The 26,814-nt window shown below is 56.6% G+C and carries 26 protein-coding genes; 12 read left to right on the top strand and 14 right to left on the bottom strand.

The window, feature by feature from the left end; translation table 11 throughout:
• Positions 1-102 precede the first annotated feature (102 nt).
• Together nfuA and gntX are read right to left on the bottom strand one after the other, a co-directional pair.
• Complete coding sequence (gene nfuA / locus ABLU78_RS07525) at positions 103-678, bottom strand: Fe-S biogenesis protein NfuA (RefSeq protein ID WP_015369356.1); 576 nt, start codon at positions 676-678, stop codon at positions 103-105.
• 58 nt (positions 679-736) lie between these two features.
• Positions 737-1,411: a DNA utilization protein GntX gene (gene gntX / locus ABLU78_RS07520; protein ID WP_032706492.1), complete on the bottom strand. Its 675-nt coding sequence runs from the start codon at positions 1,409-1,411 to the stop codon at positions 737-739.
• A gap of 37 nt (positions 1,412-1,448) precedes the next feature.
• Between gntX and bioH the strand changes: the two genes are divergently transcribed.
• Both bioH and ABLU78_RS07510 read left to right on the top strand, forming a co-directional pair.
• The gene (gene bioH / locus ABLU78_RS07515) at positions 1,449-2,231 is read left to right on the top strand and encodes a pimeloyl-ACP methyl ester esterase BioH (RefSeq protein WP_032713170.1); all 783 of its coding nucleotides are present in this window, start codon (positions 1,449-1,451) and stop codon (positions 2,229-2,231) included.
• A 112-nt stretch (positions 2,232-2,343) separates the two neighbouring features.
• Positions 2,344-2,613 carry a YdgH/BhsA/McbA-like domain containing protein gene (locus ABLU78_RS07510; protein ID WP_015369359.1) on the top strand — a complete coding sequence of 90 codons (270 nt, stop codon included), beginning with the start codon at positions 2,344-2,346 and terminating at the stop codon, positions 2,611-2,613.
• A 49-nt stretch (positions 2,614-2,662) separates the two neighbouring features.
• On the opposite strand, the gene feoC is transcribed toward ABLU78_RS07510, so the two are convergent.
• The 6 genes from feoC to ABLU78_RS07480 all read right to left on the bottom strand — a co-directional run bounded on the left by feoC (position 2,663) and on the right by ABLU78_RS07480 (position 9,622).
• Positions 2,663-2,899 (bottom strand): [Fe-S]-dependent transcriptional repressor FeoC, encoded by a 237-nt coding sequence (feoC, locus tag ABLU78_RS07505; RefSeq protein ID WP_032709300.1) that lies wholly within the window; start codon positions 2,897-2,899, stop codon positions 2,663-2,665.
• Between the two features lie 12 nt (positions 2,900-2,911).
• A complete protein-coding gene (gene feoB, locus ABLU78_RS07500; RefSeq protein ID WP_048229986.1) occupies positions 2,912-5,230 on the bottom strand; it encodes a Fe(2+) transporter permease subunit FeoB in 2,319 nt (772 codons plus the stop codon).
• 29 nt (positions 5,231-5,259) lie between these two features.
• Positions 5,260-5,487 carry a ferrous iron transporter A gene (gene feoA / locus ABLU78_RS07495; protein WP_015703677.1) on the bottom strand — a complete coding sequence of 76 codons (228 nt, stop codon included), beginning with the start codon at positions 5,485-5,487 and terminating at the stop codon, positions 5,260-5,262.
• A 386-nt stretch (positions 5,488-5,873) separates the two neighbouring features.
• A complete protein-coding gene (locus ABLU78_RS07490; RefSeq protein ID WP_015369363.1) occupies positions 5,874-8,204 on the bottom strand; it encodes a Tex family protein in 2,331 nt (776 codons plus the stop codon).
• A 100-nt stretch (positions 8,205-8,304) separates the two neighbouring features.
• The gene (gene greB, locus ABLU78_RS07485; RefSeq protein WP_015703675.1) at positions 8,305-8,778 is read right to left on the bottom strand and encodes a transcription elongation factor GreB; all 474 of its coding nucleotides are present in this window, start codon (positions 8,776-8,778) and stop codon (positions 8,305-8,307) included.
• Between the two features lie 85 nt (positions 8,779-8,863).
• On the bottom strand, positions 8,864-9,622 hold the full coding sequence (locus tag ABLU78_RS07480) for a FadR/GntR family transcriptional regulator (RefSeq protein ID WP_015369365.1): 759 nt from the start codon (positions 9,620-9,622) through the stop codon (positions 8,864-8,866).
• Positions 9,623-9,856: 234 nt separating this feature from the next.
• Here ABLU78_RS07480 and ABLU78_RS07475 point away from each other — a divergent pair, with 234 nt between their 5' ends.
• The 9 genes from ABLU78_RS07475 to envZ all read left to right on the top strand — a co-directional run bounded on the left by ABLU78_RS07475 (position 9,857) and on the right by envZ (position 18,401).
• Positions 9,857-10,597: an SDR family oxidoreductase gene (locus ABLU78_RS07475; RefSeq protein ID WP_045361174.1), complete on the top strand. Its 741-nt coding sequence runs from the start codon at positions 9,857-9,859 to the stop codon at positions 10,595-10,597.
• Between the two features lie 35 nt (positions 10,598-10,632).
• Positions 10,633-11,484, top strand: coding sequence for a fumarylacetoacetate hydrolase family protein (locus ABLU78_RS07470; protein ID WP_015369367.1), 852 nt, complete (start codon positions 10,633-10,635; stop codon positions 11,482-11,484).
• Entirely contained in the window at positions 11,481-12,776 is a 1,296-nt protein-coding gene (locus ABLU78_RS07465) for an L-fuconate dehydratase (RefSeq protein ID WP_015369368.1), read from the top strand. Before ABLU78_RS07470 ends, ABLU78_RS07465 begins: the two co-directional genes overlap by 4 nt.
• The gene (locus ABLU78_RS07460) at positions 12,763-13,614 is read left to right on the top strand and encodes an amidohydrolase family protein (protein WP_015703670.1); all 852 of its coding nucleotides are present in this window, start codon (positions 12,763-12,765) and stop codon (positions 13,612-13,614) included. Before ABLU78_RS07465 ends, ABLU78_RS07460 begins: the two co-directional genes overlap by 14 nt.
• Positions 13,598-14,374 carry an SDR family oxidoreductase gene (locus ABLU78_RS07455; protein ID WP_048229990.1) on the top strand — a complete coding sequence of 259 codons (777 nt, stop codon included), beginning with the start codon at positions 13,598-13,600 and terminating at the stop codon, positions 14,372-14,374. The genes ABLU78_RS07460 and ABLU78_RS07455 overlap by 17 nt, the downstream gene beginning before the upstream one ends.
• Positions 14,371-14,727 carry an L-rhamnose mutarotase gene (locus ABLU78_RS07450; protein WP_015369371.1) on the top strand — a complete coding sequence of 119 codons (357 nt, stop codon included), beginning with the start codon at positions 14,371-14,373 and terminating at the stop codon, positions 14,725-14,727. The genes ABLU78_RS07455 and ABLU78_RS07450 overlap by 4 nt, the downstream gene beginning before the upstream one ends.
• Positions 14,728-14,758: 31 nt before the next feature.
• A complete protein-coding gene (fucP, locus tag ABLU78_RS07445) occupies positions 14,759-15,982 on the top strand; it encodes an L-fucose:H+ symporter permease (RefSeq protein WP_020077794.1) in 1,224 nt (407 codons plus the stop codon).
• Positions 15,983-16,323: 341 nt separating this feature from the next.
• Positions 16,324-17,043, top strand: a complete 720-nt coding sequence (gene ompR / locus ABLU78_RS07440) for a two-component system response regulator OmpR (protein WP_001157751.1) — start codon at positions 16,324-16,326, stop codon at positions 17,041-17,043.
• Complete coding sequence (envZ, locus tag ABLU78_RS07435) at positions 17,040-18,401, top strand: two-component system sensor histidine kinase EnvZ (protein ID WP_015369373.1); 1,362 nt, start codon at positions 17,040-17,042, stop codon at positions 18,399-18,401. Before ompR ends, envZ begins: the two co-directional genes overlap by 4 nt.
• 59 nt (positions 18,402-18,460) lie before the next feature.
• On the opposite strand, the gene pckA is transcribed toward envZ, so the two are convergent.
• The 5 genes from pckA to ABLU78_RS07410 form a co-directional block, all read right to left on the bottom strand.
• A complete protein-coding gene (gene pckA / locus ABLU78_RS07430) occupies positions 18,461-20,080 on the bottom strand; it encodes a phosphoenolpyruvate carboxykinase (ATP) (RefSeq protein ID WP_015703667.1) in 1,620 nt (539 codons plus the stop codon).
• A 357-nt stretch (positions 20,081-20,437) separates the two neighbouring features.
• A complete protein-coding gene (gene hslO, locus ABLU78_RS07425) occupies positions 20,438-21,316 on the bottom strand; it encodes an Hsp33 family molecular chaperone HslO (protein WP_015703666.1) in 879 nt (292 codons plus the stop codon).
• 26 nt (positions 21,317-21,342) lie between these two features.
• Entirely contained in the window at positions 21,343-21,744 is a 402-nt protein-coding gene (gene hslR / locus ABLU78_RS07420) for a ribosome-associated heat shock protein Hsp15 (protein WP_015369376.1), read from the bottom strand.
• Positions 21,741-22,424: a GMP/IMP nucleotidase gene (gene yrfG / locus ABLU78_RS07415; RefSeq protein ID WP_015703664.1), complete on the bottom strand. Its 684-nt coding sequence runs from the start codon at positions 22,422-22,424 to the stop codon at positions 21,741-21,743. Before yrfG ends, hslR begins: the two co-directional genes overlap by 4 nt.
• 60 nt (positions 22,425-22,484) lie before the next feature.
• Complete coding sequence (locus ABLU78_RS07410; RefSeq protein ID WP_015703663.1) at positions 22,485-24,614, bottom strand: intracellular growth attenuator family protein; 2,130 nt, start codon at positions 24,612-24,614, stop codon at positions 22,485-22,487.
• 285 nt (positions 24,615-24,899) lie between these two features.
• On the opposite strand from ABLU78_RS07410, the gene nudE reads away from it, so the two are divergent.
• On the top strand, positions 24,900-25,460 hold the full coding sequence (gene nudE / locus ABLU78_RS07405) for an ADP compounds hydrolase NudE (protein ID WP_015703662.1): 561 nt from the start codon (positions 24,900-24,902) through the stop codon (positions 25,458-25,460).
• 514 nt (positions 25,461-25,974) lie between these two features.
• On the opposite strand, the gene ABLU78_RS07400 is transcribed toward nudE, so the two are convergent.
• Complete coding sequence (locus ABLU78_RS07400) at positions 25,975-26,772, bottom strand: hypothetical protein (RefSeq protein WP_048229992.1); 798 nt, start codon at positions 26,770-26,772, stop codon at positions 25,975-25,977.
• Positions 26,773-26,814 lie beyond the last annotated feature (42 nt).

The following is a 26,814-nucleotide window of genomic DNA, read 5'->3' as shown; positions in this document are numbered from 1 at the left end:
CCGGGTTTTTGCCGTGATGGCTAGTCAGAAATGTTGTGCGGTAACATGCTGAAGGGAGAAGTCGCCCGGCAAACGGATTGTTGCCGGGCGAGAGGGGGAAGCTTAGTAGTAGGAGTGCTCGCCGCGCTGGTGTTCGGTCAGATCGCGCACGCCTTTCAGCTCCGGGAATTCGTTCAGCAGCTGCTTTTCGATCCCTTCTTTCAGGGTCACATCGACCATTGAGCAGCCGTTGCAACCGCCGCCGAACTGCAGGATAGCCAGACCGTCTTCGGTGATTTCCATCAGCGAAACGCGACCGCCGTGACCGGCCAGCTGTGGGTTGATCTGCGACTGCAGCAGGTACTCCACGCGCTCCATCAGCGGGGCATCGTCGGAAACCTTACGCATTTTGGCGTTCGGCGCTTTCAGCGTCAGCTGGGAACCGAGCTGGTCAGTGACGAAGTCGATTTCAGCATCTTCCAGATAAGGTGCGCTGAGTTCATCAACATACGCGGTCAGCTGTTCAAATTTCAGCGCCGTGTCGGTGTCTTCCACCGCATCCGGTGGGCAATAGGATACGCCGCACTCAGCGTTTGGGGTGCCGGGATTAATCACAAATACGCGAATTTGCGTCCCTTCTTCCTGATTTGCCAGCAGTTTGGCAAAGTGCGCTTGTGCAGCATCGGAAATACGGATCATAGCGTTGGCCTAATAGTTGACTATTTTACTGGGTTATAATACGCCCATCAGCGGGGGTCTACAAGGTACGGCACAAACACCATACCTGAACCGTCGCGGCGCCGTTTCGCAAAAGCAGGCGGGAAATCTCGGCGACGGTGCTTCCGGTTGTGACGACATCATCCACAATGGCGATATGGAGGCCCCGAACGGATAATTCAACCTGGAAAGCATTTTTCAGGTTCTGCTTACGTAATCTGGCGCTTAACTGATGCTGCGTTGCGGTACGCCGGCTTCGCGTCAGCGCATCGCCGCGCCAGGCGCAGCCCATCCAGCGCGCCAGCGGGCGACATAGCGCCTCGCTTTGGTTAAATCCCCGACGCCAATGACGGCGCTGCCACAGCGGCACGCTGACAATCCGATCCACTGGCGGCAGCCCGCAATTAAGGCGCAGGCGTAAAAGAAGCAGTCGCGCCAGCGCCGCCGCGAGTTCCGGATGACGGGCAAACTTAAACTGGTGTACCAGCCCGCTTAGCGGTGGGGCATAGCTATTCACCGTCACCAGCCGCTGCCAGGGCGGTGGTTTTTGCAGGCAGCGTCCACAGGGCAAGGCGGGCGCCAATGCCGGTAAACCGCACTGCGGGCAGAGCGATGGCGTGACGAGCAGCGAGGCGGTGCAGCGAGAGCACATCCCCCAGTGAGCCATGGCCAGCGGCATTTGGCATAGCCAGCATAAGCTGTGTGCTGTTAGCATAATTCCCCTCATAGTGATGGAAAGAGAACAGTAACTGATGAATGACATCTGGTGGCAAACCACGGGCGAAGGAAATTGTCATCTTGTGCTGCTGCACGGCTGGGGGCTGAATGCCAACGTATGGGATTGCATCACGCCGGAACTGGCTACGCATTTTACCCTTCACCTGGTGGATTTACCGGGCTATGGCCGCAGCGGTGGTTTTGGCGCCTTAACGCTTGAAGAGATGGCGCAGCAGGTCGTTGAAAAAGCGCCGGAGCAGGCTATCTGGCTTGGCTGGAGCCTGGGCGGGCTGGTAGCGAGCCTGGTGGCGCTGCAGCACCCGCAACGCGTGCAGGCGCTGGTGACCGTCGCTTCTTCGCCGTGTTTTGGCGCGCGCGACCAGTGGCCGGGGATTAAACCGGAAGTGCTGAGCGGCTTCCAGCAACAGCTGAGTGAAGATTTCCAGCGTACCGTCGAGCGTTTTCTCGCCCTGCAAACCATGGGCACCGAAAGCGCGCGCCAGGACGCCCGGGCGCTGAAAAGCACCGTTCTGTCGCTGCCGATGCCGCCTGCTGAGGTTCTCAACGGCGGGCTGGAAATCCTCAAAACCGCCGATTTGCGTCAACCGCTCGCCGCGCTGACCATGCCGTTTTTGCGCCTCTATGGCCGACTGGATGGGCTGGTGCCGCGTAAAATCGTTCCTCTGTTGGATGAGCTGTGGCCGCAAAGTGAGTCTGTTGTCTTCGAAAAGGCGGCCCACGCACCGTTTATTTCGCATCCCCAGCCATTCTGTGAGCCTCTCATCGCGCTGAAAAACCGGCTGAATAATTATTTTTAGCGCTGCGTGGTAAATCATCAGGATCGGGCAATACTTAGGTTGTTGCGGTGGTTGATTATTTCGTTTTTGCCGCCGCAAACTAAAAATAACAACCTTATGGAGAGTAAAGGCTATGAAACTTGTTACAGGTATTGTTGCATCTCTGGTGATAGGCTCCCTCTCTTTTGGCGCGTTCGCGGCGAAAGAGATTCAAAAAGATGAAGTCGCGAAGATGAATCTGACCAAGGTCGGTAGCATCACGACTTCCCGTACCACGTCGCCGATGGACGCGAAGCGCGATCTGTCGAAGAAAGCGGATGAGTTGGGTGGTAAGTACTTCGTAGTGATTGCCGGCGAGAAGAACGAGAAGACGGTTCACGCGAACGCCGACGTGTATAAGTAAATCAGGTGCTCCCCGGATAAGGAGCTAGTCGCTATCCGGGGATATCCATTCAGCGCAAAGACCACCACTCCCGCAGGCAGGCTTTCCCTTCCGGGCAGCTTTTACAGCTGCCGGAAAGGCAGCCATCGGCATCTTCGATCATCTTGACCGCTTTTCCCATTGCTTCCAGGCGGCTTAACATGGCGTCGATCAGCGGCCGTGGCGTATGCAGGCGGGCGCTCAGCTGTGCGGCTTCCATGCGCCCCTGCAGGGCCAGCATATCGCGAACGTCAATTAACGATGCCATGATGATTGCTCCTTAGTGGCAGTCGCCGGCCGGACTCTGGCAGCAGGACGTCGGGGTTTTACGCGTCGCCAGCAGGGAAACATCCACCCGGCTACGCGCCCGACGCAACAGGCCAAAGACCACGACGTTAAACAGAATTACCGCCAGAATACACACCAGGCTGTAGCGCGGGTGTTGGCTAAAGCTCACGGTCTGGTAGTACAGCGTCGATAGCGAGTAGGCGATATTCAACCCCCACAACACCGAGAACATCATCCAACCGCGGCTGGACTCACGGGCAATCGCTCCCATCACGGAAATGCATGGAATATAGAGCAGGACGAAGATCAGGTAGCTGTACGCGGCGGCGGCGCTGCCGAATTTACTGCCCATCACCCCCATGGCGCCGGTTTCCATTTCGCCGTCGCCTTTGCTTGCTTCAATCGGGTTCGCCAGCACGCTCAGGCTAAAGGTGTCTTTCAGCCCCTGCCAGGTTTCATCGACGGCGGCTAACAGCTCGTCGCCAAGGCTAAACTCCTGTGGGTTAAACTCTTCATTCTGGATATCTTCCGCGGTGTAGAGGGTGTTCAGCGTACCGACCACCACTTCTTTCGCCATCGCGCCGGTAAACAGGCCGACGGTTGCCTGCCAGTTATCTTCGTGCACGCCAATGGGCTTAAACACCGGGGTAATCACTCGGCTAACCGAAGCCAGCGCCGAGTCGTTGATGTTATCGACCACTTTGCCGCTGAGCGAGAAGCTGTTCAGCGCGCTGAGGAAAATACTGACAATCACAATGACCTTACCGGCGCGCAGGACGAAGCCTTTCAGGCGCTGCCAGGTCTGGATAACCAGGCTCTTGATGTGCGGTACGTGATACACCGGCAGCTCCATCACGAACGGCGAGGCTTCACCGCGCATAATGGTGTATTTGAGCATCAGGCCGGTGAGGATCGCCATCACGATGCCCAGTACGTACAGTGAGAAGACCGCCAGCGCGCCGTTCTGGCCGAAGAAGGCGGCGGCAAAGACCGCGAAAATCGCCAATCGGGCGCCGCAGGACATAAACGGCGCCATCATGATAGTCATCAGCCGTTCACGCGGCGCATCCAGCGTACGGGCGCCCATAACGGAAGGCACGTTACAGCCAAAACCAACGATCAGCGGCACGAAGGATTTCCCCGGCAGGCCTAACGCCTGCATCAGGCGGTCCATTACGAAGGCCGCGCGCGCCATATACCCGGAGTCCTCAAGGAAAGAGAGGAACAGGTACATCATGCCGATTTGCGGCACCAGTGGTAGCACGGTATTGATACCGCCGCCCAGCCCTTGCGCGAGGAACACGGTCAGCCAGTCCGGGAAGTGCAGAGTGTAGCCCAACCACTGAATGCCGTGGATGAAGATAGCCACCGAGCCGGCGTCGAAAATCGGCTGCAGGGCGCCGCCGATGTTGATAGCCAGCAGGAACATCAGGTACATCACGAACAGGAAGATCGGTAAGCCGAGGAAGCGGTTAAGGATAATTTTATCCATCGCCGTGGTGAAGCGGCTTGGCTCAGCGGTCAGGGTGTTACTGACGGCATCGCATACCGCGGCGATACTTTGATAGCGGGCATCGGCGATATACAGCGCCGGATCGTCCATCTCGCCGCTCAGGTTGGTCAGCGCCAGATCCAGTTTGTCGGCGGCGTTGCCGGCAAAGGCGCGGCTATAAATATCGCCTTCCAGCATCTGCAGCCCCAGCCAGCGGCGCTGACGCAGCGGCATATCAGCAGGCATCGCCTGCGCCAGCATATCGGCTTCGCGCTGCAGGGATTGCGGATAGTGCACCAGTTCCAGCGGCTGATTTTGCTCATGGCGGTCAAGCGCCATTTTCAGCGCTTCGATGCCGCGACCGCGGGTGGAGACCAGCGGAATCACCGGGCAGCCGAGACGGGCCGCCAGCGCGTCGACGTCGATGCGGATTTGCTGTTTTTCGGCAATATCGAGCATGTTTAGCGCGACGACGCAGGGAATACCCAACTCCAGCAGCTGCAGGGTCAGATAGAGGTTACGTTCCAGGTTCGAGGCGTCGATGACGTTAATCAGCAGGTCGGCATCGCCGCTGAGAATATAGTGACAGGCAATTTGTTCATCGAGCGATGTTTGCGAGGAGATGGTGGTCAGCGAATAGGTGCCCGGCAGGTCAACCAGAGTAACCTGGTGGTCGGTGGTGGTGAAGGCGCCTTCTTTACGCTCAACGGTGACCCCCGCCCAGTTACCCACCCGCTGGCGCGCGCCGGTTAGCTGATTAAATAACGTTGTTTTGCCGGAATTAGGATTACCAATTAAACCAACGGTTAATTTTTTCATTTTTCAGACTCTTAGTGCCGGGTCAGGTGTTATTGCGCAACCGCTTCCAGTTCAATTAACGCGAGGTCTTTTTTACGTAATACCAGGCTCACGCGCCGGGTCTCAATATGAATAGGATCGCCCAGCGGCGCCACGCGCACGACATGAAACGAAGAGCCGGGCAACATTCCCAGGGAGAGCAGTTTCTGCCGATAAGCCGGGCTAATATCGCGGGAAAAACCGGTGATTTTCCACGCACTATCAGGAGTGAATTGCATAGGGCCTACTTGTTATCGCTAACCGAAAAGAGAATTTCCAGGCGCGGCTATTAAAGCGGCGCTGGGGACTATAGCCAACGAAGAAGAATAAAACGTCATTGATAACGATGATAATGAGAATGGTTTGTATCATCAATACATGGCATGGATAATAAATGCGTTTTTCATAGGTATTTGCTTATTTTTTGATATGACGCAAGAACCCTGTTGTAGCCAAAAATAAGTCAAAAATTAATTTATTCACTTAATGTTTAATAAAGGTTTCATTAGTTAACAGAATGAAACTTTATAAATTTCGAACTTATTGAAAGGTTACTGGAATATATTAATCGAGGCTCAGGCATTAAAAAGCGGAAAATTGCCCCTCGAAGAGGGGCAGGGAAGGATTAGCGTTTTTTGCCCATCGCGGCCGCCAGCGCATCCATCATCGCGCTGTTGCCGGCTGGTTGAGCATCGCGACCGCGCGGCTTCGCCGCTTTTGCCGCCGGGCGGTTACCCTGCGGGCGATCGTTGCCGCCGCCGCGGCGCGTGTTGCTGTCGCCCGGTTGTTCATCGAGGCGCATCGTTAACGCGATGCGTTTACGCGGCAGGTCCACTTCCATCACCTTCACTTTGACGATATCGCCCGCTTTGACCACGGTATGCGGGTCTTCAACGAACTTATTCGACAGCGAAGAGATGTGGACCAGGCCATCCTGGTGCACGCCGATATCGACGAAGGCGCCAAAGTTGGTGACGTTGGTGACCGCACCTTCCAGAATCATCCCCGGCAGCAGGTCGTTCATCGTCTCAACGCCGTCGGCGAACTGAGCGGTTTTAAACTCAGGGCGCGGATCGCGGCCCGGTTTTTCCAGCTCTTTGATGATATCGGATACCGTCGGCACGCCGAACTTATCATCGGTAAAATCAGAGGCTTTCAGGTTGCGCAGCTCGCTGCTGTTGCCCATCAGATCTTTCAGCGCCTGCTGGGTAGCGGCCAGAATACGCTCGACCACCGGGTAGGCTTCCGGGTGAACGGTTGAGGCGTCCAGCGGGTTGTCGCCGTGGTTAATACGCAGGAAGCCGGCGCACTGTTCAAAGGCTTTTGGCCCCAGACGGCTTACCTTCAGCAACTGCTGGCGGTTGTGGAACTGGCCGTTCTCGTCGCGCCAGGCGACGATATTCTGCGCCATCATGCGGGTCAGGCCCGCGACGCGGGTCAACAGCGCCACCGAGGCGGTGTTAAGGTCGACGCCAACGGCGTTTACGCAGTCTTCTACTACCGCATCCAGCTTACGCGCCAGCTGCGTCTGACTAACGTCATGCTGATACTGACCGACGCCGATTGATTTCGGATCGATTTTCACCAGCTCGGCCAGCGGATCCTGCAGACGGCGGGCGATAGAGACCGCGCCGCGTAGGGAAACATCGAGGTCCGGGAACTCCTGCGCCGCCAGTTCGGAAGCCGAGTAGACCGACGCGCCGGCTTCGCTGACGATCACTTTCTGGGCGGTCACTTTCGGGAACTGCTTTTGCACGTCGAGGAAGAAACGCTCGGTCTCGCGGGAAGCGGTACCGTTGCCGATAGCCACCAGCTCAACGTTATGTTTCTCGCACAGCGCCGCCACCACGACGGCGGCTTTAGCCGCCTGGCCGGTATGCGGGTAGATGGTATCGGTGGCCACCAGTTTGCCGGTGCCGTCGACTACCGCCACTTTGACGCCGGTACGCAGGCCTGGGTCAAGTCCCATGGTGGCGCGCAGGCCGGCAGGCGCGGCCATCAGCAGGTCATGGAGATTACGGGCGAATACGTTAATCGCTTCGTCTTCCGCGCGTTCGCGCACGGTGCCCATTAATTCGGTTTCGAGGTGCATCAGCACCTTGATGCGCCAGGTCCAGCTGACGACGCCTTTGCGCCAGCTGTCCGCCGGGGCGTTATTCAGGCGCAGGCCGAGATGATCGATAATGATCTGCTCGCAGTGGCTCTCTTTCGGTGGCTCATCAAACTGCGGGTCGGCGTTGAGCGACAGCTGCAGCACGCCCTCATTGCGCCCGCGGAACATCGCCAGCGCGCGGTGCGACGGCACGGAAGCGATCGGTTCATGGTGGTCGAAGTAATCGCGGAATTTAGCGCCTTCTTCTTCCTTGCCGCTGACGACGCTGGCCACCAGATGGGCGTTTTTCCACAGATAATCACGTACTTTCGCCAGCAGGGCGGCGTCTTCCGCGAAGCGTTCCATCAGGATATAGCGCGCGCCGTCGAGAGCGGCTTTGCTATCCGCCACGCCTTTATCGGCATCGATATAGTTTGCCGCTTCGGTTTCCGGATCGTGGGAAGGCTCATTCCACAGCAGATCGGCCAGCGGTTCGAGACCGGCTTCAATGGCGATTTGCCCGCGGGTGCGGCGTTTAGGTTTGTACGGCAGGTAGAGATCTTCGAGCTCGGTTTTGCTGAGGGTGGCGTTGATGGCTTTTTCCAGCGCTTCGCTGAGCTTGCCCTGTTCGCCGATCGATTTGAGGATCGCCTGGCGGCGATCTTCCAGTTCGCGCAGATACCCGAGGCGAGTTTCCAGATTACGCAGCTGCGTGTCATCCAGACCGCCGGTGACTTCCTTACGATAACGTGCAATAAACGGCACGGTGTTCCCTTCATCAAGCAGGCGAACGGCAGCTTCTACCTGTTCGGCTCTGGCCTGAAGTTCACCCGCAATAATGCGGCAGAGCGAATCATTCATCATCGGTTTTATTCATCATTAGGGTCAAAAATCAGGGGATAGTTATACGGGCTGCCAGGCTAAAATGCCAGCCGCGACCGGGTTCTCTCGGAATGTTCCGGCGCTATTTCACGTATTCAATTTCATTGACGTACCAGCTGGCTTCGCCCGCCGGAGTGTTAACGATAGCCAGGTCGCCCACCTCTTTCTTCAGTAAAGCGCGCGCCATTGGCGAATCGATGGAGATATAGTCTTTGCGGCCGAAGATTTCATCGTAGCCGACAATGCGAAAGCGCTTGGTATCGCCATCGTCGTTCTCGATCTCCACCCACGCGCCGAAGAACACTTTGCCTTCCTGCTGCGGGGAATAATCGACGATTTTGAGATTTTCCAGACACTTGGTGAGATAACGCACCCGGCGGTCAATTTCGCGCAGGCGCTTTTTATTGTACTGATAATCGGCGTTTTCACTGCGGTCGCCAAGACTCGCCGCCCAGGTCACTTTCTTGGTGACTTCCGGGCGCTCTGTACGCCACAAGTAATCCATCTCTTGCTTCAGTTTTTCATACCCTTCACGGGTGATCAGCGGCGTTTTCATCTGTGGTTCATCCAAAATAATCTCGTCCCGCCGTACCTTAACCAGCCGTTTCGGCAAGGTAAAGCGCCAGGCGCAGAAATCACGGCTACTGGCTGCGGGTAAAAATGGTAATCACCTGATCAATATGATTTTTCATTGCTTTCTTTGCCGCACGGACGTCGTGGGCCTCAATGGCTTCAAGGATCGCGCGATGCTCCTGTTCCGAGCGATGCGGCATATCGTCCGGGGTGTAATGGCGCTGCAGCATGCGGAACATACTGCCATAGCGGTGGCCGAGCAGGTGGCCGATGATAAACGCGTACGCCGGGTTGCCGCTGGCCTGAGCGATACGGATATGGAACAGGCGGTCGCCGGGATGGGTGGTCGAACCGGCGCGGTTATCGCGACAGTTTTGCTCAAAGGCCTCGCGGATAGCGGCCAGCTCTTCGGGGCTGGCGTGGCGTGCCGCCAGCGCGGCAGTTTCCGGTTCGATTAACAGGCGCGCCTGCAGCAGAGAAAAGGGCGGTAGTTCGGCGTTAAAATCGAGGTCTATGTTGAGTTCGTCGTCGATCTCCGTCCACTGGTCGCGACCGGCCTGCGCCATCACCGGCTCTTTGGTGGCGACGAGCGGCGTTTGCGATTTGACGATTACCCCGTTGCCGACGCGCACGTCCACCAGGCCAATCACCTCCAACGCAATCAGCGCTTCGCGCACCGATGCGCGGCTGACGTTCAATTGCTGGGCTAAATCTCGCTCAGACGGAAGACGACTGCCGGGCGGAAATTCGTTGTTCTCAATTAATCGCTTGAGTTGGTCTGCTATCTGTCTGTAAATCCTTGGGTTTTCCAGTCTGGTAATCGGCATGTTTCACCTTTGCTCATGCGATAGACAGTGATAAAGCGCACAAATATTGGCCAGCACACTTGAGTGTTTGTTAGTCGAGTGTAATTAATTGGTTAACCAATGTGCCGTTTGTGGCCGTTTTTGCAACATCTAAGCTTCACGATAGCGGGTTATGCCTGACTTGTCATGCGAAAGGTCAGGCCTTTGACTACCACCAATGGCCTGACCATTAGTCCTTTAGACCAGGGGAGAGAAATGGAACTAACCGGAAAACGCGTTCTGATTACCGCCGCAGGGCAGGGGATTGGCAATAGCTGCGCGCGGCTATTTGCCGCCGCCGGCGCGGAAGTGATTGCCAGCGATATCAACATTGCCGGATTGAGCGATATCCCCGGCGTACAGCCGCTGAAGCTGGATGTCACCCGCGCGGATGCGATTGCCGCCGCCGCGGAAACGCTGGGCCCGCTGGATGTGTTGTTCAACTGCGCCGGGGTGGTACATAGCGGCAGCATTCTTGAATGTAGCGAGCGGGAGTGGCAGTTCGCCCTCGATCTGAACGTCACCGCCATGTTCCACACGATTCGCGCCTTTTTGCCGGCGATGATCGCCCGCGGCGGCGGCTCGATTATCAACATGTCATCGGTGGCTTCCAGCGTGAAAGGAGTACCTAACCGCTTCGCCTACAGCGCCAGTAAAGCGGCGGTCATTGGCCTGACCCGCTCGGTAGCGGCGGATTTCGTCACCCAGGGCATTCGTTGTAATGCGATTTGTCCGGGTACCGTCGATTCACCTTCCCTACGCGGACGTATTGCCGAGCAGGCGCGCGAGCAGGGGCTGAGCGAAGAGGCGGTTTATGAGGCGTTTGTCGCCCGCCAGCCCATTGGCCGCATCGGCAAGCCGGAAGAGATCGCCCAACTGGCGCTGTACCTGGCTTCCGACGCCAGCGCCTACACCACCGGCACGGTGCAGATTATTGACGGCGGTTGGAGCAACTAACCGCGCGGCGCTTTATTTCACTATCAGGAAAACGCATGAAATTACTTCGTTTTGGCAATCCCGGCAGCGAGCGTCCGGGCGTACTCGATAACGACGGCCGCTTGCGCGACCTATCGCAATATATTAGCGACCTGCGCGGCGACGCGCTGCTGCCGGAGAGTCTGGCGCGTCTGCGCCAGCTGGATCTCTACAGCCTGCCGCTGGTTGAAGGCAATCCGCGTATTGGCGCCTGCGTTGGCGGTATCGGTAAGTTTATCTGCATCGGCCTGAACTATGCCGATCACGCCGCGGAGACCGGCGCCGATATTCCGCAGGAACCGGTGGTATTCAGCAAGTGGACCAGCGCGGTGGTCGGGCCTAACGACAACGTGATTATCCCGCGCGGTTCGCAAAAGACCGACTGGGAAGTCGAATTAGGGGTAGTGATTGGCAAAGGTGGGCGCTATATCGACGAGCGCGACGCCATGCAGCACGTTGCTGGCTACTGCGTGATTAATGACGTCTCCGAACGTGAGTATCAAATCGAGCGCGGCGGCACCTGGGATAAGGGCAAAGGCTGCGACACGTTCGGGCCGACCGGCCCCTGGCTGGTCACCGCTGATGAAATCCCCGATCCCAACGCGCTTAACCTGTGGCTGGAGGTCGATGGCAAGCGCTATCAGGACGGCAACACCCGCACCATGATTTTCAAAGTGCCCTATATCATCAGCTACCTGAGCCGCTTTATGAGCCTGCAGCCGGGCGATGTCATCTCCACCGGTACGCCGCCGGGGGTGGGTATGGGCCAGAAACCGCAGCCGGTTTATTTACGCGCCGGCCAGACTATTCGTTTGGGCATTGAAGGGTTGGGCGAACAGCAGCAGCTGACCGTGGAGGACAAACAATGACGCAAATTACCGCCCTGCGGGTAGAGGATATTCGTTTCCCCACTTCGCAGCAGTTGGACGGCTCCGATGCGATGAATCCCGACCCGGATTACTCCGCCGCCTACGTGATCCTCGAAACCGACAATCCTAAGCTCACCGGTCACGGGTTGACCTTCACCATAGGCCGCGGCAACGAAATTTGCTGCGCGGCGATTCAGGCGCTGGAGCATTTAATCGTCGGCGAGCAACTCGAGACGATCGCCGCCGATATGGGCGCCTTCTGGCGGCGCTTTACCAGCGATAGCCAGCTGCGCTGGATTGGCCCGGACAAAGGGGCGATTCACCTGGCGACCGGCGCGGTGGTCAATGCGGTGTGGGATCTGTGGGCGAAGGCCGAAGGCAAACCGGTCTGGCGACTGGTCGCCGATATGAGCCCGGCCGAGCTGGTGCGCTGTATCGATTTTCGCTACATCACCGACTGCATTACCCCGGAGGAGGCGCTGCGCCTGCTGGAAAGCCGTGAGGAGGGCAAAGCCCAGCGTCTCGAACAGCTACAGGCGCAGGGTTATCCGTGCTACACCACCTCAGCGGGCTGGCTGGGATACGGTGATGAAAAACTGCGTCGTCTTTGTCAGCAGGCGGTTGATGCCGGTTTCTCGCATATCAAGCTGAAGGTCGGGCGCGACATTGAAGATGACATCCGCCGCGTGCGCATCGCCCGGGAAGTGATTGGCCCCGAGCGGAAATTGATGATTGACGCCAACCAGGTATGGGAAGTGGACGCCGCCATTCCATGGGTCAAAGCGTTGGCCTTCGCCAACCCGTGGTTTATCGAAGAGCCGACCAGCCCGGATGATATCGAAGGCCACCGCAAGATCCGCGAAAACATCGGCGCGGTGAAGGTCGCCACCGGCGAGATGTGCCAGAACCGGATTATGTTCAAACAATTCATTATGCGCGGCGCGATTGACGTGGTGCAGATCGATGCCTGCCGGTTAGGTGGCGTCAACGAAGTGCTGGCGGTGATGCTGATGGCGGCGAAGTACAACCTGCCGGTTTGCCCGCACGCCGGCGGCGTCGGACTGTGCGAATACGTCCAGCACCTGTCGATGATTGACTACCTGTGCATCGCCGGTACCCATGAAGGGCGGGTGATTGAGTTTGTTGACCATCTGCACGAGCACTTCTTGCACCCTTGCGAAATCCGCGGCGCAGCTTATATGCCGCCGCAGGCGCCGGGCTACTCGATTGAAATGCATCAGGCTTCTATCGAGCAGTACCGCTACCGTGGAGAAGCGCATGTTGCGCATTGACGCCCACCACCACTACTGGCGCTATCAGCCACAGGATTACCCGTGGATTGATGACGACATGCCGCAACTGCGCCGGGATTTTTACCCCCCGCAGCTCCAGCCGCTGCTGGCGCAGCACCGGCTCGATGGCGCGGTGGTGGTGCAGGCGCGTCATGATGAAAACGAAACCGCCTGGCTGGTGGCGCAGGTTTCTCAGGCGGTTGGCGTATGCGGCGTAGTGGGCTGGCTGGATATTACCGCCGCGGATCTCGAGGACAAGCTGACGCAGTGGCGCGACCAGCTGTGCGGGTTGCGCCATCAGGTGCAGGATGAAGCCGATCCGGCAGCGTGGCTTGAGCGCGAGGCGGTCTCGCGAGGAATGCAGCAGTTGCAGCGCCAGGGCTATAGCTGGGATCTGTTGGTTACCCATCGTCATCTCGCGGCGGCGGCACGCTTTGCCGCCCGCCACGATGATCACTGGCTGGTACTCGACCATTTCGGCAAGCCGGATATCGCGCGCGGCGCGGCCTACTGGGCTGAACAGGCGCGGCCGCTGGCGGCGCTACCGCACGTGGCGCTTAAGCTTTCTGGTCTGGTGACCGAGGCCGCGGGCGGATGCTGGACCGAGCAGCAACTGCTGCCTTTCTTCGACGCCGCGCTGGAGCTGTTTGGCCCGCAGCGGCTGATGTTTGGTTCCGACTGGCCGGTATGCCTGCTGGCGGCGGAGTACCGCCAGGTTTACCAGCTGTGCGAAACGGCGCTGGCCCCGCTGACGGAAACGCAGCGGTCAGCTATCTGGGGCGGCACTGCCTGTCGGGTTTATGGTTTAACGGAGGCGAAGCGTGGATCTATTTCTTAAAGACAAAGTGGTTATCGTCACCGGCGGCGGCTCGGGGATCGGCGCGGCGGTAACGCAACTGCTGGCGGAAGAGGGGGCGGTGCCGGTCATCGTCACTAACGCCCAGCCAGAGCAGGGGTTTATGGATAGGCTGAAGCAAATCGCGCCGCAAAGTGAGCTGATTATCGCCGACCTGTGCCAGGAGGCTGAATGCGCCAGGGCGGTGAGCCAGGTGCTGGTGCGCTTTGGTCGTATTGATGCGCTGGTGAATAACGCCGGAGTGAACGATGGCGTAGGGCTCGAGGCCGGGCGTGAGGCGTTTCTCGGATCGCTTGAAAAAAACCTGATCCACTACTATCAGATGGCCCACCTATGCCGCGAAGCGTTAGAGGTGGCGCGGGGGGCTATCGTCAATATCGCCTCGAAAACCGCGCTCAGCGGCCAGGGCGGCACCAGCGGCTATACCGCGGCGAAAGGGGCGGTGCTGGCATTAACCCGTGAATGGGCGGTATCGCTGCGCGAGAGCGGCGTGCGGGTCAACGCGGTGGTGCCGGCAGAAGTGCTGACGCCGCAGTACCAGCGCTGGATAAATACCTTCCCTGACCCGCAGCGGCAGATGGCGGCGATTAACCAACGCATCCCGTTGGGCAAACGCATGACCACGCCGGAAGAGATCGCCAATACCGTGGTGTTTCTTATCTCCTCGCGTGCGTCGCACACTACCGGGCAGTGGCTATCGGTGGACGGCGGATATTTGCATCTCGATAGGGCGCTGTCATGAGCGTTACCGCCGCGCGGCGGCGACTGTGTCAGGCGTTGGATTTGGTCGATTCGGCGGAGAAAATTGCCGAATACCAGCGTCTGCATGAACGTATCTGGCCGGAAGTCGCCGGGCATCTGCGCGCCCATGGCGTGCTGGATATGGAGATTTACCGGCTTGGCACGCGGCTGTTTATGGTGATGGAGGTCGCCGGGGATTTCGATGGCGAACGCTTTGCTCAGCACAGCCTGAACCACCCGGTCATTCAGCGCTGGGAAGCGCTGATGTGGCAATACCAGGTTCCCACCCCCTGGACGCCGGCAGGCGAAAAATGGGTGTCGATGGAGCGCATATTCTCTTTGCAGGATCAATAAAACAACTCTGTACTCTACTGAGGATCTCACCATGCTAGTGAATAAAACGGCGGAGCCGCTGGCGGCCCGCGCCGGGGCGACCCCTAATCTGCGCTGGGCATTTATGCTGGTCACCAGCCTGTTCTTTATGTGGGGGCTCTCTTACGGCCTGCTCGATGTTCTCAATAAACATTTTCAGGAGACCCTGCACGTCACCAAAGCGCAGTCCGGTTTACTGCAGGCGGCCTATTTTGGCGCCTACTTCCTGGTGGCGCTGCCCGCCGGCTACTTTATGGATAAACGCGGTTATAAAGCGGGGATCCTGGTCGGCTTGTGCCTGTATGCGCTTGGCGCGCTGCTGTTTGTGCCGGCGGCGAGCGTGAATAGCTTTGCGCTGTTCCTGTTCGCGCTGTTTGTGATTGCCTGTGGATTAGGTTGTCTTGAGACCGCGGCGAACCCTTATGCGACGGTACTTGGCGATAGTAAAGGCGCCGAGCGGCGGTTGAATCTGGCGCAGTCGTTTAACGGACTGGGGCAATTTATTGGCCCGCTGATCGGCGGCACGCTGTTCTTTTCAGCTACTCAGGGCGATACCGGCGATCAGAGCTCGGTAAAAATCACCTATGTCGCTATCGCCGTGCTGGTGCTGGCCATCGCGTTGCTGTTCCGCCGCACGCCGATGCCGGATATTCGCGAAGAGGAGGGCAGTCAGCAAGAAGCGGCGCAGGGGCTGTGGCAGCATCGCCACTTTACCGGCGGGGTTATCGCCCAGTTCTTTTATGTTGCCGCGCAGGTCGGCGTGGGTGCGTTCTTTATCAACTATGCGACCGAGCACTGGCATGGCGTGACAAACCAGCACGCTTCCTATCTGCTGTCGATTGCGATGATTAGCTTTATGGTCGGTCGTTTCTTCAGTACCTGGCTGATGGGGCGGGTGCAGGCGGCGACGCTGCTGATGGTGTATTCGTTGGTCAATATCGTGCTCTGCGGTCTGGTGATGATGAGTATCGACGGCGTGTCGGTGGTGGCGCTGATTGCGGTCTTCTTTTTTATGTCGATTATGTTCCCGACCATTTTCGCGCTGGGCGTTAAAAATATGGGCAGCCATACCAAACGCGCCAGCTCGTTTATGATTATGGCCATCGTCGGCGGGGCGATTATGCCTTACTTTATGGGGGCGCTGGCCGACCGCTACAGCACCGCGCTGGCCTATGGGTTGCCGCTGCTATGCTTCCTGGTGGTGCTGTGGTACGGCATGAGCCAACGACGCGCGTAAGCGGCAAAATTAGCTAAAAAGGCGGAGGAGACCCTCCGCCTTTTTCTTTTTTGTCGCGCCGGTGGTAAATTTTGCTCAGAATGACGGGTTTACCCTAAATAATTCGAGTTGCAGGAAGGCGGCAAGTGTGTGAATCCCCAGGAGCATAGATAACTATGTGACTGGGGTGAGCGCACGCAGCCAACGCACGTGCAACTTGAAGAATGACGGGTATAAATTGCTGTTTAATATGCTTTGTAACAATTTCGACTAGAATATATACCAGATTTGGCTGGTCGTATTAGCGTGGGTTTTTAAGAATACGCACTAACGATTGCAGTGAACCTTTGGGAGTACAAACAATGCAAGAGAATTATAAGATTCTGGTTGTGGATGACGACATGCGCCTGCGCGCGCTGCTGGAACGTTATCTGACCGAGCAGGGCTTCCAGGTTCGTAGCGTGGCGAACGCTGAACAAATGGATCGCCTGCTGACCCGTGAATCCTTCCACCTGATGGTGCTGGATCTGATGCTGCCGGGCGAAGATGGTTTATCTATCTGCCGCCGTCTGCGTAGTCAGAGCAACCCGATGCCGATCATTATGGTGACGGCGAAAGGGGAAGAAGTGGATCGTATCGTGGGGCTGGAAATCGGCGCCGATGACTACATTCCTAAACCGTTTAACCCGCGTGAACTGCTGGCCCGTATCCGCGCCGTGCTGCGCCGCCAGGCGAACGAGCTGCCGGGCGCGCCATCGCAAGAAGAAGCGGTGATCGCTTTTGGCAAATTTAAACTGAACCTCGGCACCCGCGAGATGTTCCGTGAAGATGAGCCGATGCCGCTCACCAGCGGTGAGTTCGCGGTATTAAAAGCGCTGGTTAGCCATCCGCGTGAACCGCTGTCCCGCGATAAGCTGATGAACCTTGCCCGCGGCCGCGAGTACTCGGCGATGGAGCGTTCCATCGACGTACAAATCTCCCGCCTGCGCCGCATGGTGGAAGAAGATCCGGCGCATCCGCGCTACATCCAGACCGTTTGGGGACTGGGCTACGTCTTCGTGCCGGACGGTTCTAAGGCATGAAGCGCGTGCGTTTTTCGCCGCGAAGCTCATTTGCCCGCACCCTGTTACTGATCGTCACCCTGCTGTTCGTCAGCCTGGTGACGACCTATCTGGTGGTGCTGAATTTCGCGATCCTGCCGAGTCTGCAGCAGTTTAATAAGGTGCTGGCATACGAAGTCCGTATGCTGATGACCGATAAACTGCAGCTGGAAGACGGCACCCAACTGGTGGTTCCGCCGGCGTTTCGCCGCGAAATTTACCGCGAGCTGGGGATTTCGCTCTATTCCAATGAGGCGGCGGAAGACGCAGGGCTGCGCTGGGCGCAGCATTATGAATTCTTAAGCCAGCAGATGGCGCACCAGCTTGGCGGGCCGACCGAAGTGCGGGTTGAGGTCAACAAAAGCTCGCCGGTGGTGTGGCTGAAGACCTGGCTTTCGCCGAATATCTGGGTGCGGGTGCCGCTGACTGAAATCCATCAGGGCGATTTCTCGCCGCTATTCCGTTATACGCTGGCGATAATGCTGCTGGCCATTGGCGGCGCGTGGCTATTCATCCGTATCCAGAACCGGCCGCTGGTCGATCTGGAGCACGCCGCGCTGCAGGTCGGACGTGGGATTATTCCGCCGCCCCTACGCGAGTACGGCGCGTCGGAAGTGCGTTCGGTAACCCGCGCCTTCAACCATATGGCCGCCGGGGTCAAACAGCTGGCGGATGACCGTACGCTGCTGATGGCCGGGGTCAGCCACGATTTGCGCACGCCGTTGACGCGGATCCGGCTGGCGACGGAGATGATGGGCGAACAGGACGGCTATCTTGCCGAGTCGATCAATAAAGATATCGAAGAGTGCAACGCCATCATCGAGCAGTTTATTGATTACCTGCGCACCGGCCAGGAGATGCCGATGGAGCTTGCGGATCTCAATGCCGTGTTAGGCGAAGTGATCGCCGCCGAAAGCGGCTACGAGCGGGAAATCGCCACCGATCTGCAGGCCGGAGAAATTCCGCTGCGCCTGCATCCGCTATCGATTAAACGCGCGCTAGCCAATATGGTGGTGAACGCCGCTCGTTACGGTAAGGGCTGGATTAAAGTCAGCAGCGGCAGCGAAGCCAGCCGTGCCTGGTTCCAGGTGGAAGATGACGGCCCGGGAATTAAACCGGAACAGCGCGAACATCTGTTCCAGCCGTTTGTGCGTGGCGATAGCGCCCGTAGCACCAGCGGCACCGGGCTGGGGCTGGCGATAGTGCAGCGTATTATCGACAATCATAACGGTCGCCTGGAGATTGGCACCAGCGAACGCGGCGGCCTGCTGATCCGCGCCTGGCTACCAATTCCGGTGCATCGCGCGCTGTCGCCGGCGAAGCCTGCGAAAGAGAGTTGATTAGCGTATAAAAATAAAAAAGCCGGGCATCGCCCGGCTTTGTTGTCTCTGTGACCTGATTAACGCTTCGGACCGGCCGCAACCAGCGCAGCGCCGGCCGGGGTATCGGTATATTTCTCGAAGTTCTCAATAAACAGTTTCGCCAGCTGATCGGCTTTCTCCTGCCACTGCTCCGGAGAACCGTAGGTATTACGCGGGTCGAGGATATGGGTATCGACGCCCGGCAGCTCGGTTGGGATCTGCAGGTTGAACATCGGCAGAGTGAAGGTTTCGGCGTTATCCAGCGAACCGTCGAGGATAGCGTCGATAATCGCGCGGGTATCTTTAATTGAGATACGTTTGCCGGTACCGTTCCAGCCGGTGTTGACCAGGTAAGCCTGGGCGCCGGAAGCCTGCATGCGTTTCACCAGCACTTCAGCGTACTGCGTCGGGTGCAGCGACAGGAACGCGGCGCCGAAGCAGGCGGAGAAGGTTGGGGTCGGCTCGGTGACGCCGCGCTCGGTACCGGCCAGCTTGGCGGTAAAGCCAGACAGGAAGTGGTACTGAGTCTGGTCAGCGGTCAGGCGTGAAACCGGCGGCAATACGCCAAAGGCGTCGGCGGTCAGGAAGATAACCTTGGTGGCGTGACCGGCTTTCGACACTGGCTTAACGATATTTTCGATATGGTCGATCGGGTAGGAGACGCGGGTGTTCTCGGTCTTCGAACCGTCATCAAAATCGATGGTGCCGTCAGCCCGTACCACGACGTTTTCCAGCAGCGCATCGCGGCGGATCGCGTGATAGATATCCGGCTCGTTGGCTTCCGACAGCTTAATGGTCTTCGCGTAGCAGCCGCCTTCGAAGTTAAATACGCCGTCATCATCCCATCCGTGCTCGTCATCGCCAATCAGGCGGCGTTTCGGGTCGGTGGAGAGGGTGGTTTTACCGGTGCCGGAGAGGCCGAAGAACACGGCGACATCGCCTTTTTCGCCGACGTTAGCGGAGCAGTGCATCGAAGCGATGCCCTGTAGCGGCAGCAGGTAGTTCATGATCGAGAACATCCCTTTCTTCATTTCGCCGCCGTACCAGGTGCCGCCGATGAGCTGGATGCGCTCGGTCAGGTTGAAAGCCACGAAGTTTTCGGAGTTCAGACCCTGCTCTTTCCACTGCGGGTTGGTGCACTTCGCGCCGTTCATGACGATAAAGTCCGGCTCGAAGGCTGCCAGTTCTTCTTCGCTCGGGCGAATGAACATGTTCTTAACAAAGTGTGCCTGCCAGGCGACTTCAGTAATGAAGCGCACGCTGAGGCGGGTGTCGGCGTTGGCGCCGCAGAAGGCGTCGACGATAAACAGGCGTTTGCCCGACAGCTGGTGAGTCACCAGGCCTTTCAGGTGCTGCCAGGTTTCCTGGGAGAGCGGCTTGTTGTCGTTCTTGCCATTGCCTTTATCAGACCACCACACGGTATCGCGAGTGGTATCGTCACGGACGATATATTTATCTTTCGGCGAACGGCCGGTGAAAATGCCGGTATCGACGGCGATGGCGCCAAGATTGGTTAATACGCCACGCTCATAACCTTCCAGTTTTGGGTCGAGCTCTTCCTGATACAGCGTATCGAAGCTCGGGTTGTGGACAATTTCCTGGACGTCATTGATACCGTAAGCCTTGAGATCCTGCGGGGTTAAACTATTAACGCGCATGTCACTGCTCCTTAGCCAATATGTACTGCTTTAAATTGTAGGGTTTCTTTCAGGGAATAGACCGCGACCAGGCTCATAGATTTACGTATCTCGACAAACGCCTTTCTTACGAAAAACACAGTGACTCCTGTCACGAAGTGCGCGTGATTATCTCAGGAAAACGGCCGCAGGTGGCGATAGATGTTTCCGAATGGTTAAAAAGTAATTAAAAAAACTGCTGAAATGTGAATGTAATCGCTTTCTTGAAAGAAAGTTACGTAACTCTTTCAGTGAAAATCGATTCAACACGCGGTCGAAATAGTTGACGCCAGGCGCGGCGGGCCAGAAAAACCCGGCAACGCCCGGCGAGAGGGGCAATTAGTGTACCTGCGGATCCGCCGGCGAGGCGTTATTGCGGATCTCGGCGATATCCATCGCGTTGAACAGATAATGATTACCGCAGTAGTCGCAATGCATATCAATTTCGCCTTCGTCGGCGAGGATGCTGTCGACTTCTTCATCCGGCAGCGTCTTCAGCGCATCGGCGCAGCGCTGGCGAGAACAGGTGCATTTGAACTCGACGTCTTGCGGGTCGTATACCGTCACCTCTTCCTCATGGTACAGGCGCCATAATACATCGGTCGCCGGCAGGGTGAACAGCTCTTCCGCCTTGATGGTCTCGGTCAGGGTCGCCAGATGCTCGAAGTCGTTAAGCTGCGCGTCCTGAGCCGGCATCACCTGCAACAGCATGCCGCCAGCCACCGCTTTACCGTCGTGCTCGCCGGTACGAATGAACAGTCGGGTCGGCAGCTGTTCGGAACGCTGGAAGTAATCTTCCAGGCATGCCGCCAGGGTATCGCCTTCCAGGCCAACAACGCCCTGATAGCGCTCGCCTTCCTGTGGAGAGATGGTAATGACCAGGTAGCCGTTGCCGACCAGCGTTTTCAGGTCCGCGCCTTCCGGGATTTCGCCCTGAACGCGAGCGACGCCGCGCAGCTGCTGCTGGTTATTGCCGTTGATCACCGCCAGCGAGAGCGGGCCGTCGCCCTGCAGCTGAACGGTAATATCGCCGGCGAACTTCAGCGTGGCGGTCAGCAGGCTGGTGGCGACCAGCAGCTCCGACAGAACGGTTTTCACCGGCTGCGGGTAGCTATGGTTGGCCAGGATCTGTTCCAACGTGTCCGATACGGTGACCAGTTCACCGCGCACGGCATAGTTTTCAAACAGATAACGATGTAATTGATCGTGTTGAGTCATAATCATCTCTCTTGCTGGCGGCAGCGCTATTCGCTGTCACCGTGTTTAAATCTCATCAGGTCGCGGCGCTCTTTTTTGTCCGGACGTCTGTCTGGGTGCGGCATCGTTAGCGCATTCAGCTTACGCGCCAGCGCCACTTTTTCGCGTTTCTCAATACTCTCCGCCGTCTCTTCGTACAGCATAACGGCTTCGCTGGCTGGCCTGCGTTGTTCGGTAACGCTTTTGACGATAACGGTACGCTCGTCGTTGCCCTGACGCAGAGTCAGGGTGGCATTCAGCTCGACGATTTTGCTCGGCTTACTACGTTGTCCGTTGTAGTGCACCTTGCCGCCTTCAACCATCTCGCGCGCGATGGCGCGGGTTTTATAAAAGCGGGCTGCCCAAAGCCATTTGTCCAGCCTGACGCTTTCTGCGGGCTTATCTTTCATGGCCTCTCCTCCGGAGTCAGGGAAGGGATCAGCCGCCGGTAATCGTTCACGCCGGGATGGCGGGTATACTGTTTTTCCGCCAGGCCTGAATCCGGATTGGTGACGCCCAGGCAATAACGAATGCCGAACTGCGCCGCCGCGTCCAGGATAGCCTCGCTGTCATCGACAAACAGCGTTTTGCGCGCATCAAGTCCGGTTTCTTCCGCCACCGCGCGCCACAGGCGCTGATCCTCTTTCGGATAACCAAATGTGTGGGTGGAAAGTAATAAATCAAGGTGCGCGTCCAGACCGGTGTGCTTGAGCTTCACCGCCAGATTATGCGGGTGCGCATTGGTCAACAGGATGCGGCGCTTGCCGCTGGCCCGCAGCGCATCAAGGAATGGCACGGTATCTTCCCGCAGTTTTGCCCGCGGCCCCTGCTCGCTGGTCATCGCACAAATATCCAAACCCAGTCGCTCGCTCCAGTAATCAAGACAGTACCAGTTTAGCGTATGCTGCACGGCGTGATACTCCTGATGCATTGCCGCTTTGGCTTCCTGCAGGTTGAGTCCGCGCGCGGCGCCCCAGGTTTCCGGGACCAGTTTTTGCCAGAAGTAGTTGTCGAAGGCGAGGTCGAGCAGCGTGCCATCCATATCCAGCAGAACGGTATCAACCTCCTGCCACGCGATATTGATTTGCATGGTGAGTCTCCAGCGAGGGGGGAAATGCGCGACAGGGTATCACACCCTGCCGCGTAGGAATTAATCTTGATGATCCGGGGAAGGGATGAGAACCGGATTCAGGCAGCTTTCATAATATTTTTGAATTTCTTCCATGCGCTGACGTTGGCGCTGATAGCGGCGGATCGCCTGCACGCCGTGCCACGACATACAGCCAAGCATCGCCAGCAGCAGCAGAGTGGTGCCAAGATAGCGCCACAGCCCGCTGCGATCGGGAATGCGGTGCAGATTGATATGCTGGGTGCCATTGGCGTCGGTATAAAGATTGGTGACAATCCCCTCCGCATGGAATGGTGTATGCATCAGCATACCCGCCAGACGCTGCAGCTCGCCCCACTGCTCGTGGGCGGGATAATCGTACAGGCTGATAGCCGGCCACGGCTGATTGACCAGTTCGCTGCCTTCATCGCTGGCGATCAGGAATCCGCCAGGGGCCGGGCTATTTAGCGCCTGCGCCGCGCGGGAGGTTTCACGCATCACAAACGGCGCGGTTGAGGTGGTCACCAGATTCTCCAGCGATTCGGCGCTCACCGGCCGCAGCAACACGTTTACCCCATCGAGCTTACCGGCAGTGGCGCGTTTGGTTAGCGCTTCCCAGTTGCGGGTATTGCCAAGGTTGACCAGCGCGTTCTTCAGACGCACGCAATCATCTTTCGCCGAACAGAGCTCGTTGGTTTTCAGCACGATATCGCCGAAGTCATCCAGCAGTACCATTCCTGATTTTTGAATTGCCGAACGTAATGCCGGGCTAACGTGTGAATCGTCGTCCGGGTCAGGATGCAACTGGCGCTGTACCGCCTGGACCAGCGCCGTGGCTTTACCGACGATATCGGACTCCGGCAGCGGCAGGGGAGGCGCGTCGTTCCAGATGATCTGCGAACAATCGAACGGCGTAAACGGTGAGGCTTCTTTCGCGCTCCAGGCGCCCGGCGTACGGATGTTGCACATTCCGGTACCTTTTAACTGCAGCGTGTCGCCGATGCGGACTTTCGCCTTCTCAAGCTGGCCGACGGTGGTGGCTTCGATGGTCTGCGCCCCCTTAAGCCAGGAGAGCGTGAATTTAAAGGGCATATTCAGCGGGACGCTAATCCACAGCATGATGACGACCAGCAGCGCGCCGGCGGCGATAATCGCGCTGCGTAGCCAGTACTGCAGCGGGAAGTTTTTCACTTCATCGTGCAGCGACAGGAAGCGCCCCTGGCGAACCACATGGCGGTTAAGATAAATATCAATATCGGTTTGCTGCCCCAGGTCCTGGGCGATCCACGGTTGCCAGTGGCGCGGATAGATAAGGTCGATAATCCCCAGCGAAATATTATTGACGTGTTCCTGATCGTTCTCGCCAAACAGTCCCCAACGTTTCGGCATTCCGCGCAGGCAGTGGATCTCGCGTAGCGAACCGGCCAGCGGCGGCGCATAGATGCCCCATAAGCCCGCTGCCAACAACAGTACGCCGCCGCCGAGCAGCCACGGCGCAAAGACGTCAGGGGAGATCAGGCAGCAATAGAACAGCAGGAAGGCTGCGACGATCATAATCCCTTCGCGCAGGCTGTCAGGACGGCTGAGAGCATGCTCTTCCTGAGTTTCCTGGCGGATGTTCAGCAGCTCGACCTGCTCGCTCTCCTCACCGCGAATCGACGCCTGGGTAGCCGATGCGCGTTCAAGCGCGTAGCTGCGGGCTTCCTGCGGATAGTCGCGCAAGGTGTGGTCATTGAGAACAATCACCAGCGGCAGGCTGTCGGTTGGGATCAGCGAGACGCTGTTCTCGTCGTTGATATGCTGTTCCCAGAACGGCGGCAGGTGAACCTCCACCGAGTCGAGGAAGTATCGCCATTTGTTGGGCTCATCAGACGAAATGCCATAGCGGGTGACGGCGCGGGTGACGGTATAAACGGTGTCGCTCTGCTCATTCAGTTTCAGGGCGACAGGCGCGACGCTGGCGCCGGTCGCCGGTACCTGTTGCGACTGGCTGAGGCCATCGAGATACTTTTCGACCGCCTGGCGTTCATCATCAGAAAGCTTGCGGGTCGTCGCGTCGCTAAAGGCTTGCAGTAAGGGGAGGCGACGACGTCTGGCATGAGATCGATACCACCACCCGATAAGCAAGACACAGAGTAGCAGAGCTGTGAAAAAGGTCAGAAAGGTGCCCATGCCCATCCCATCGTCATAGTAATTTTAATTGTTTATCGGCACATGTTGTCTAATGCAGGAAATTTTATTGTGCAATGCAGCAGCATGTAAGCTTATCAAAAACGGGAAAACTCAGGAATCGGTAAATTCTCAAAACAAATTCAACCTATTGACTTTTTTATCTTTATGAATCTTTGCATTGCAAGCAAAACGTTGCAACTATGTAAATTAGTGGCAATTTGGATTGCCGAAACCGTGCTGCGTATCGCACAATGACTTCTGTAATCACAGCATAGACCGATGACAATGAGCAAATCATTACAAAAACCCACCATTCTCAACGTTGAAACGGTAGCGCGTTCGCGTCTTTTTAATGTTGAAAGCGTGGACCTGGAGTTCAGCAACGGCGTGCGTCGCGTTTATGAACGCATGCGGCCCACCGCGCGTGAAGCCGTAATGATTGTGCCGATTGTTGACGACCACATTATTTTAATCCGCGAATATGCGGTCGGTACCGAATCCTACGAATTGGGTTTCTCCAAAGGGCTTATCGACCCCGGCGAGACGGCCATGGAAGCCGCCAACCGCGAGCTGAAAGAAGAGGTGGGTTTCGGCGCCCGTCAATTGACCTTCCTGAAGAAGCTCAGCATGGCGCCATCTTATTTCTCCAGCAAAATGAACATTATGGTGGCGGAAGATCTCTATCCGGAATCGCTGCCGGGCGATGAGCCGGAACCGCTGCCGCAGGTGCGCTGGCCGCTGTCGCAGCTGATGTCGCTACTGGAAGAAGAAGACTTCAATGAAGCGCGTAACGTCAGCGCGCTGTTTCTGGTGCGTGAATGGCTACAGGCGCAGGGGCGTTTGTAAGCGGCTAACATTGTTGTCGCCATCGTCAAAGCCATTTTCGCTGAAAGTGGCTTTGACTTAAACCTGCTGGAAACATTGCTGGCGCTTTACTGATGGTGAAGAAAACGAAAGTTATGCCAAACTTAGTACGTGAATAATTGAAGCGGTAATACAAGGAATAAGAACTAACATTACAGATGTCTTCCAGAAAAAACAGAATTTCTTCATCCATTCTATTGATAATGTTGGTTTTTGTAAGAAGAATGAATATGCGTTGCTTTCTTTTGTGATGAAAAGGATTTTTTTATTTTCTTTTAATCCCAGAAAGAAACGTGATACAGGATAAGCTCCAAAAAAACCAGTCATCGATTGGATGTTGTATAGCATTGGAAATTCAAGCTTGCTTGCTAAATAACTTTCTAAGATGGCACTATATTCTTTTCTGTGAGAAATGAATATGAAATACGAGACGATCATTAACAGGATGCCTATCACACAACAAATCAATAACGCATAGCTCAGGTATTGCATATTACTAGTATCCTGTTAATTCCAATATTTTTTTTGACGAGTACTCGCCAAACTTACCACCTATATATCCTCCGGCAAGACCCCCGATAATCGCGCATGGCAATGCCCCTGTTCCAGCTGTTGCTAGCCCTACGCCCACGCAAAGGGCTACTGCGCCGGTGGAGCCATAAGCACCTCCGGCTAAACCTAACGTCGTACTTGCACCAAATTTAAAATATTCTTTAAATGCTGTATTACCACATTCACTTTCTCTTCCAGTAGTACAAGATTTTATAACGTTATTTGTTGCCCCAGCAAACGAAAATGCAATGCCAATATATCCGCCATACTTTAAAAAACGGGCCGCTCTGGCAGCATTACCGGTATAGGTGGCATATCCAGGGATAGCACCTACTCCAACCGTTGACCATTCATGGACAATTGAACGACTGGATAGGTTTAATGCTCTTCGCATATCCTCATATGGTCGGAATTTGATTGAGTGTTTTGCTAAATATTTAATAATAGGTTTATTAACTAATATTTTAAGTTCAGCCAGTAGTTGATTTCTCTCAACAAAGAACTGTTGTCCTATAAGCGTACCTTGTGTCCGAAACTGATTTTGATAGCTGGCCTCTATTTTTTTTAGCGTGGTTTCTATAGCTTTGAAGTATTTTTCTCCAGCATCCCCGACAGCACCAAAAATTTTATCTCCTGCAGTCGTTATTCCGGCAATCATTCCATAGTTTCTTTGAAGAAAACTGGCCTCATCGGTACTGACTCCTACCAGATTGTTATTTACCTGTTGTTTGATCCTACCCATGAATAGTGGACACGGGACTAAGTGAGTAAACTCTCAATCGGA

This window comes from Klebsiella sp. JN_Kp122 (genome assembly GCF_040062085.1).
GTDB lineage: Bacteria > Pseudomonadota > Gammaproteobacteria > Enterobacterales > Enterobacteriaceae > Klebsiella > Klebsiella aerogenes.
Note: the sequence above shows the minus strand (reverse complement) of the source record. Positions and strands in the feature narration are given on the sequence as shown.

Coding starts and splice junctions, on each gene's coding strand:
- nfuA (WP_015369356.1), bottom strand. CDS start 678: ATGATCCGTATTTCCGATGCTGCACAAGCGCACTTTGCCAAACTGCTG.
- gntX (WP_032706492.1), bottom strand. CDS start 1,411: ATGCTAACAGCACACAGCTTATGCTGGCTATGCCAAATGCCGCTGGCC.
- bioH (WP_032713170.1), top strand. CDS start 1,449: ATGAATGACATCTGGTGGCAAACCACGGGCGAAGGAAATTGTCATCTT.
- ABLU78_RS07510 (WP_015369359.1), top strand. CDS start 2,344: ATGAAACTTGTTACAGGTATTGTTGCATCTCTGGTGATAGGCTCCCTC.
- feoC (WP_032709300.1), bottom strand. CDS start 2,899: ATGGCATCGTTAATTGACGTTCGCGATATGCTGGCCCTGCAGGGGCGC.
- feoB (WP_048229986.1), bottom strand. CDS start 5,230: ATGAAAAAATTAACCGTTGGTTTAATTGGTAATCCTAATTCCGGCAAA.
- feoA (WP_015703677.1), bottom strand. CDS start 5,487: ATGCAATTCACTCCTGATAGTGCGTGGAAAATCACCGGTTTTTCCCGC.
- ABLU78_RS07490 (WP_015369363.1), bottom strand. CDS start 8,204: ATGATGAATGATTCGCTCTGCCGCATTATTGCGGGTGAACTTCAGGCC.
- greB (WP_015703675.1), bottom strand. CDS start 8,778: ATGAAAACGCCGCTGATCACCCGTGAAGGGTATGAAAAACTGAAGCAA.
- ABLU78_RS07480 (WP_015369365.1), bottom strand. CDS start 9,622: ATGCCGATTACCAGACTGGAAAACCCAAGGATTTACAGACAGATAGCA.
- ABLU78_RS07475 (WP_045361174.1), top strand. CDS start 9,857: ATGGAACTAACCGGAAAACGCGTTCTGATTACCGCCGCAGGGCAGGGG.
- ABLU78_RS07470 (WP_015369367.1), top strand. CDS start 10,633: ATGAAATTACTTCGTTTTGGCAATCCCGGCAGCGAGCGTCCGGGCGTA.
- ABLU78_RS07465 (WP_015369368.1), top strand. CDS start 11,481: ATGACGCAAATTACCGCCCTGCGGGTAGAGGATATTCGTTTCCCCACT.
- ABLU78_RS07460 (WP_015703670.1), top strand. CDS start 12,763: ATGTTGCGCATTGACGCCCACCACCACTACTGGCGCTATCAGCCACAG.
- ABLU78_RS07450 (WP_015369371.1), top strand. CDS start 14,371: ATGAGCGTTACCGCCGCGCGGCGGCGACTGTGTCAGGCGTTGGATTTG.
- fucP (WP_020077794.1), top strand. CDS start 14,759: ATGCTAGTGAATAAAACGGCGGAGCCGCTGGCGGCCCGCGCCGGGGCG.
- ompR (WP_001157751.1), top strand. CDS start 16,324: ATGCAAGAGAATTATAAGATTCTGGTTGTGGATGACGACATGCGCCTG.
- envZ (WP_015369373.1), top strand. CDS start 17,040: ATGAAGCGCGTGCGTTTTTCGCCGCGAAGCTCATTTGCCCGCACCCTG.
- pckA (WP_015703667.1), bottom strand. CDS start 20,080: ATGCGCGTTAATAGTTTAACCCCGCAGGATCTCAAGGCTTACGGTATC.
- hslO (WP_015703666.1), bottom strand. CDS start 21,316: ATGACTCAACACGATCAATTACATCGTTATCTGTTTGAAAACTATGCC.
- hslR (WP_015369376.1), bottom strand. CDS start 21,744: ATGAAAGATAAGCCCGCAGAAAGCGTCAGGCTGGACAAATGGCTTTGG.
- yrfG (WP_015703664.1), bottom strand. CDS start 22,424: ATGCAAATCAATATCGCGTGGCAGGAGGTTGATACCGTTCTGCTGGAT.
- ABLU78_RS07410 (WP_015703663.1), bottom strand. CDS start 24,614: ATGGGCACCTTTCTGACCTTTTTCACAGCTCTGCTACTCTGTGTCTTG.
- nudE (WP_015703662.1), top strand. CDS start 24,900: ATGAGCAAATCATTACAAAAACCCACCATTCTCAACGTTGAAACGGTA.
- ABLU78_RS07400 (WP_048229992.1), bottom strand. CDS start 26,772: ATGGGTAGGATCAAACAACAGGTAAATAACAATCTGGTAGGAGTCAGT.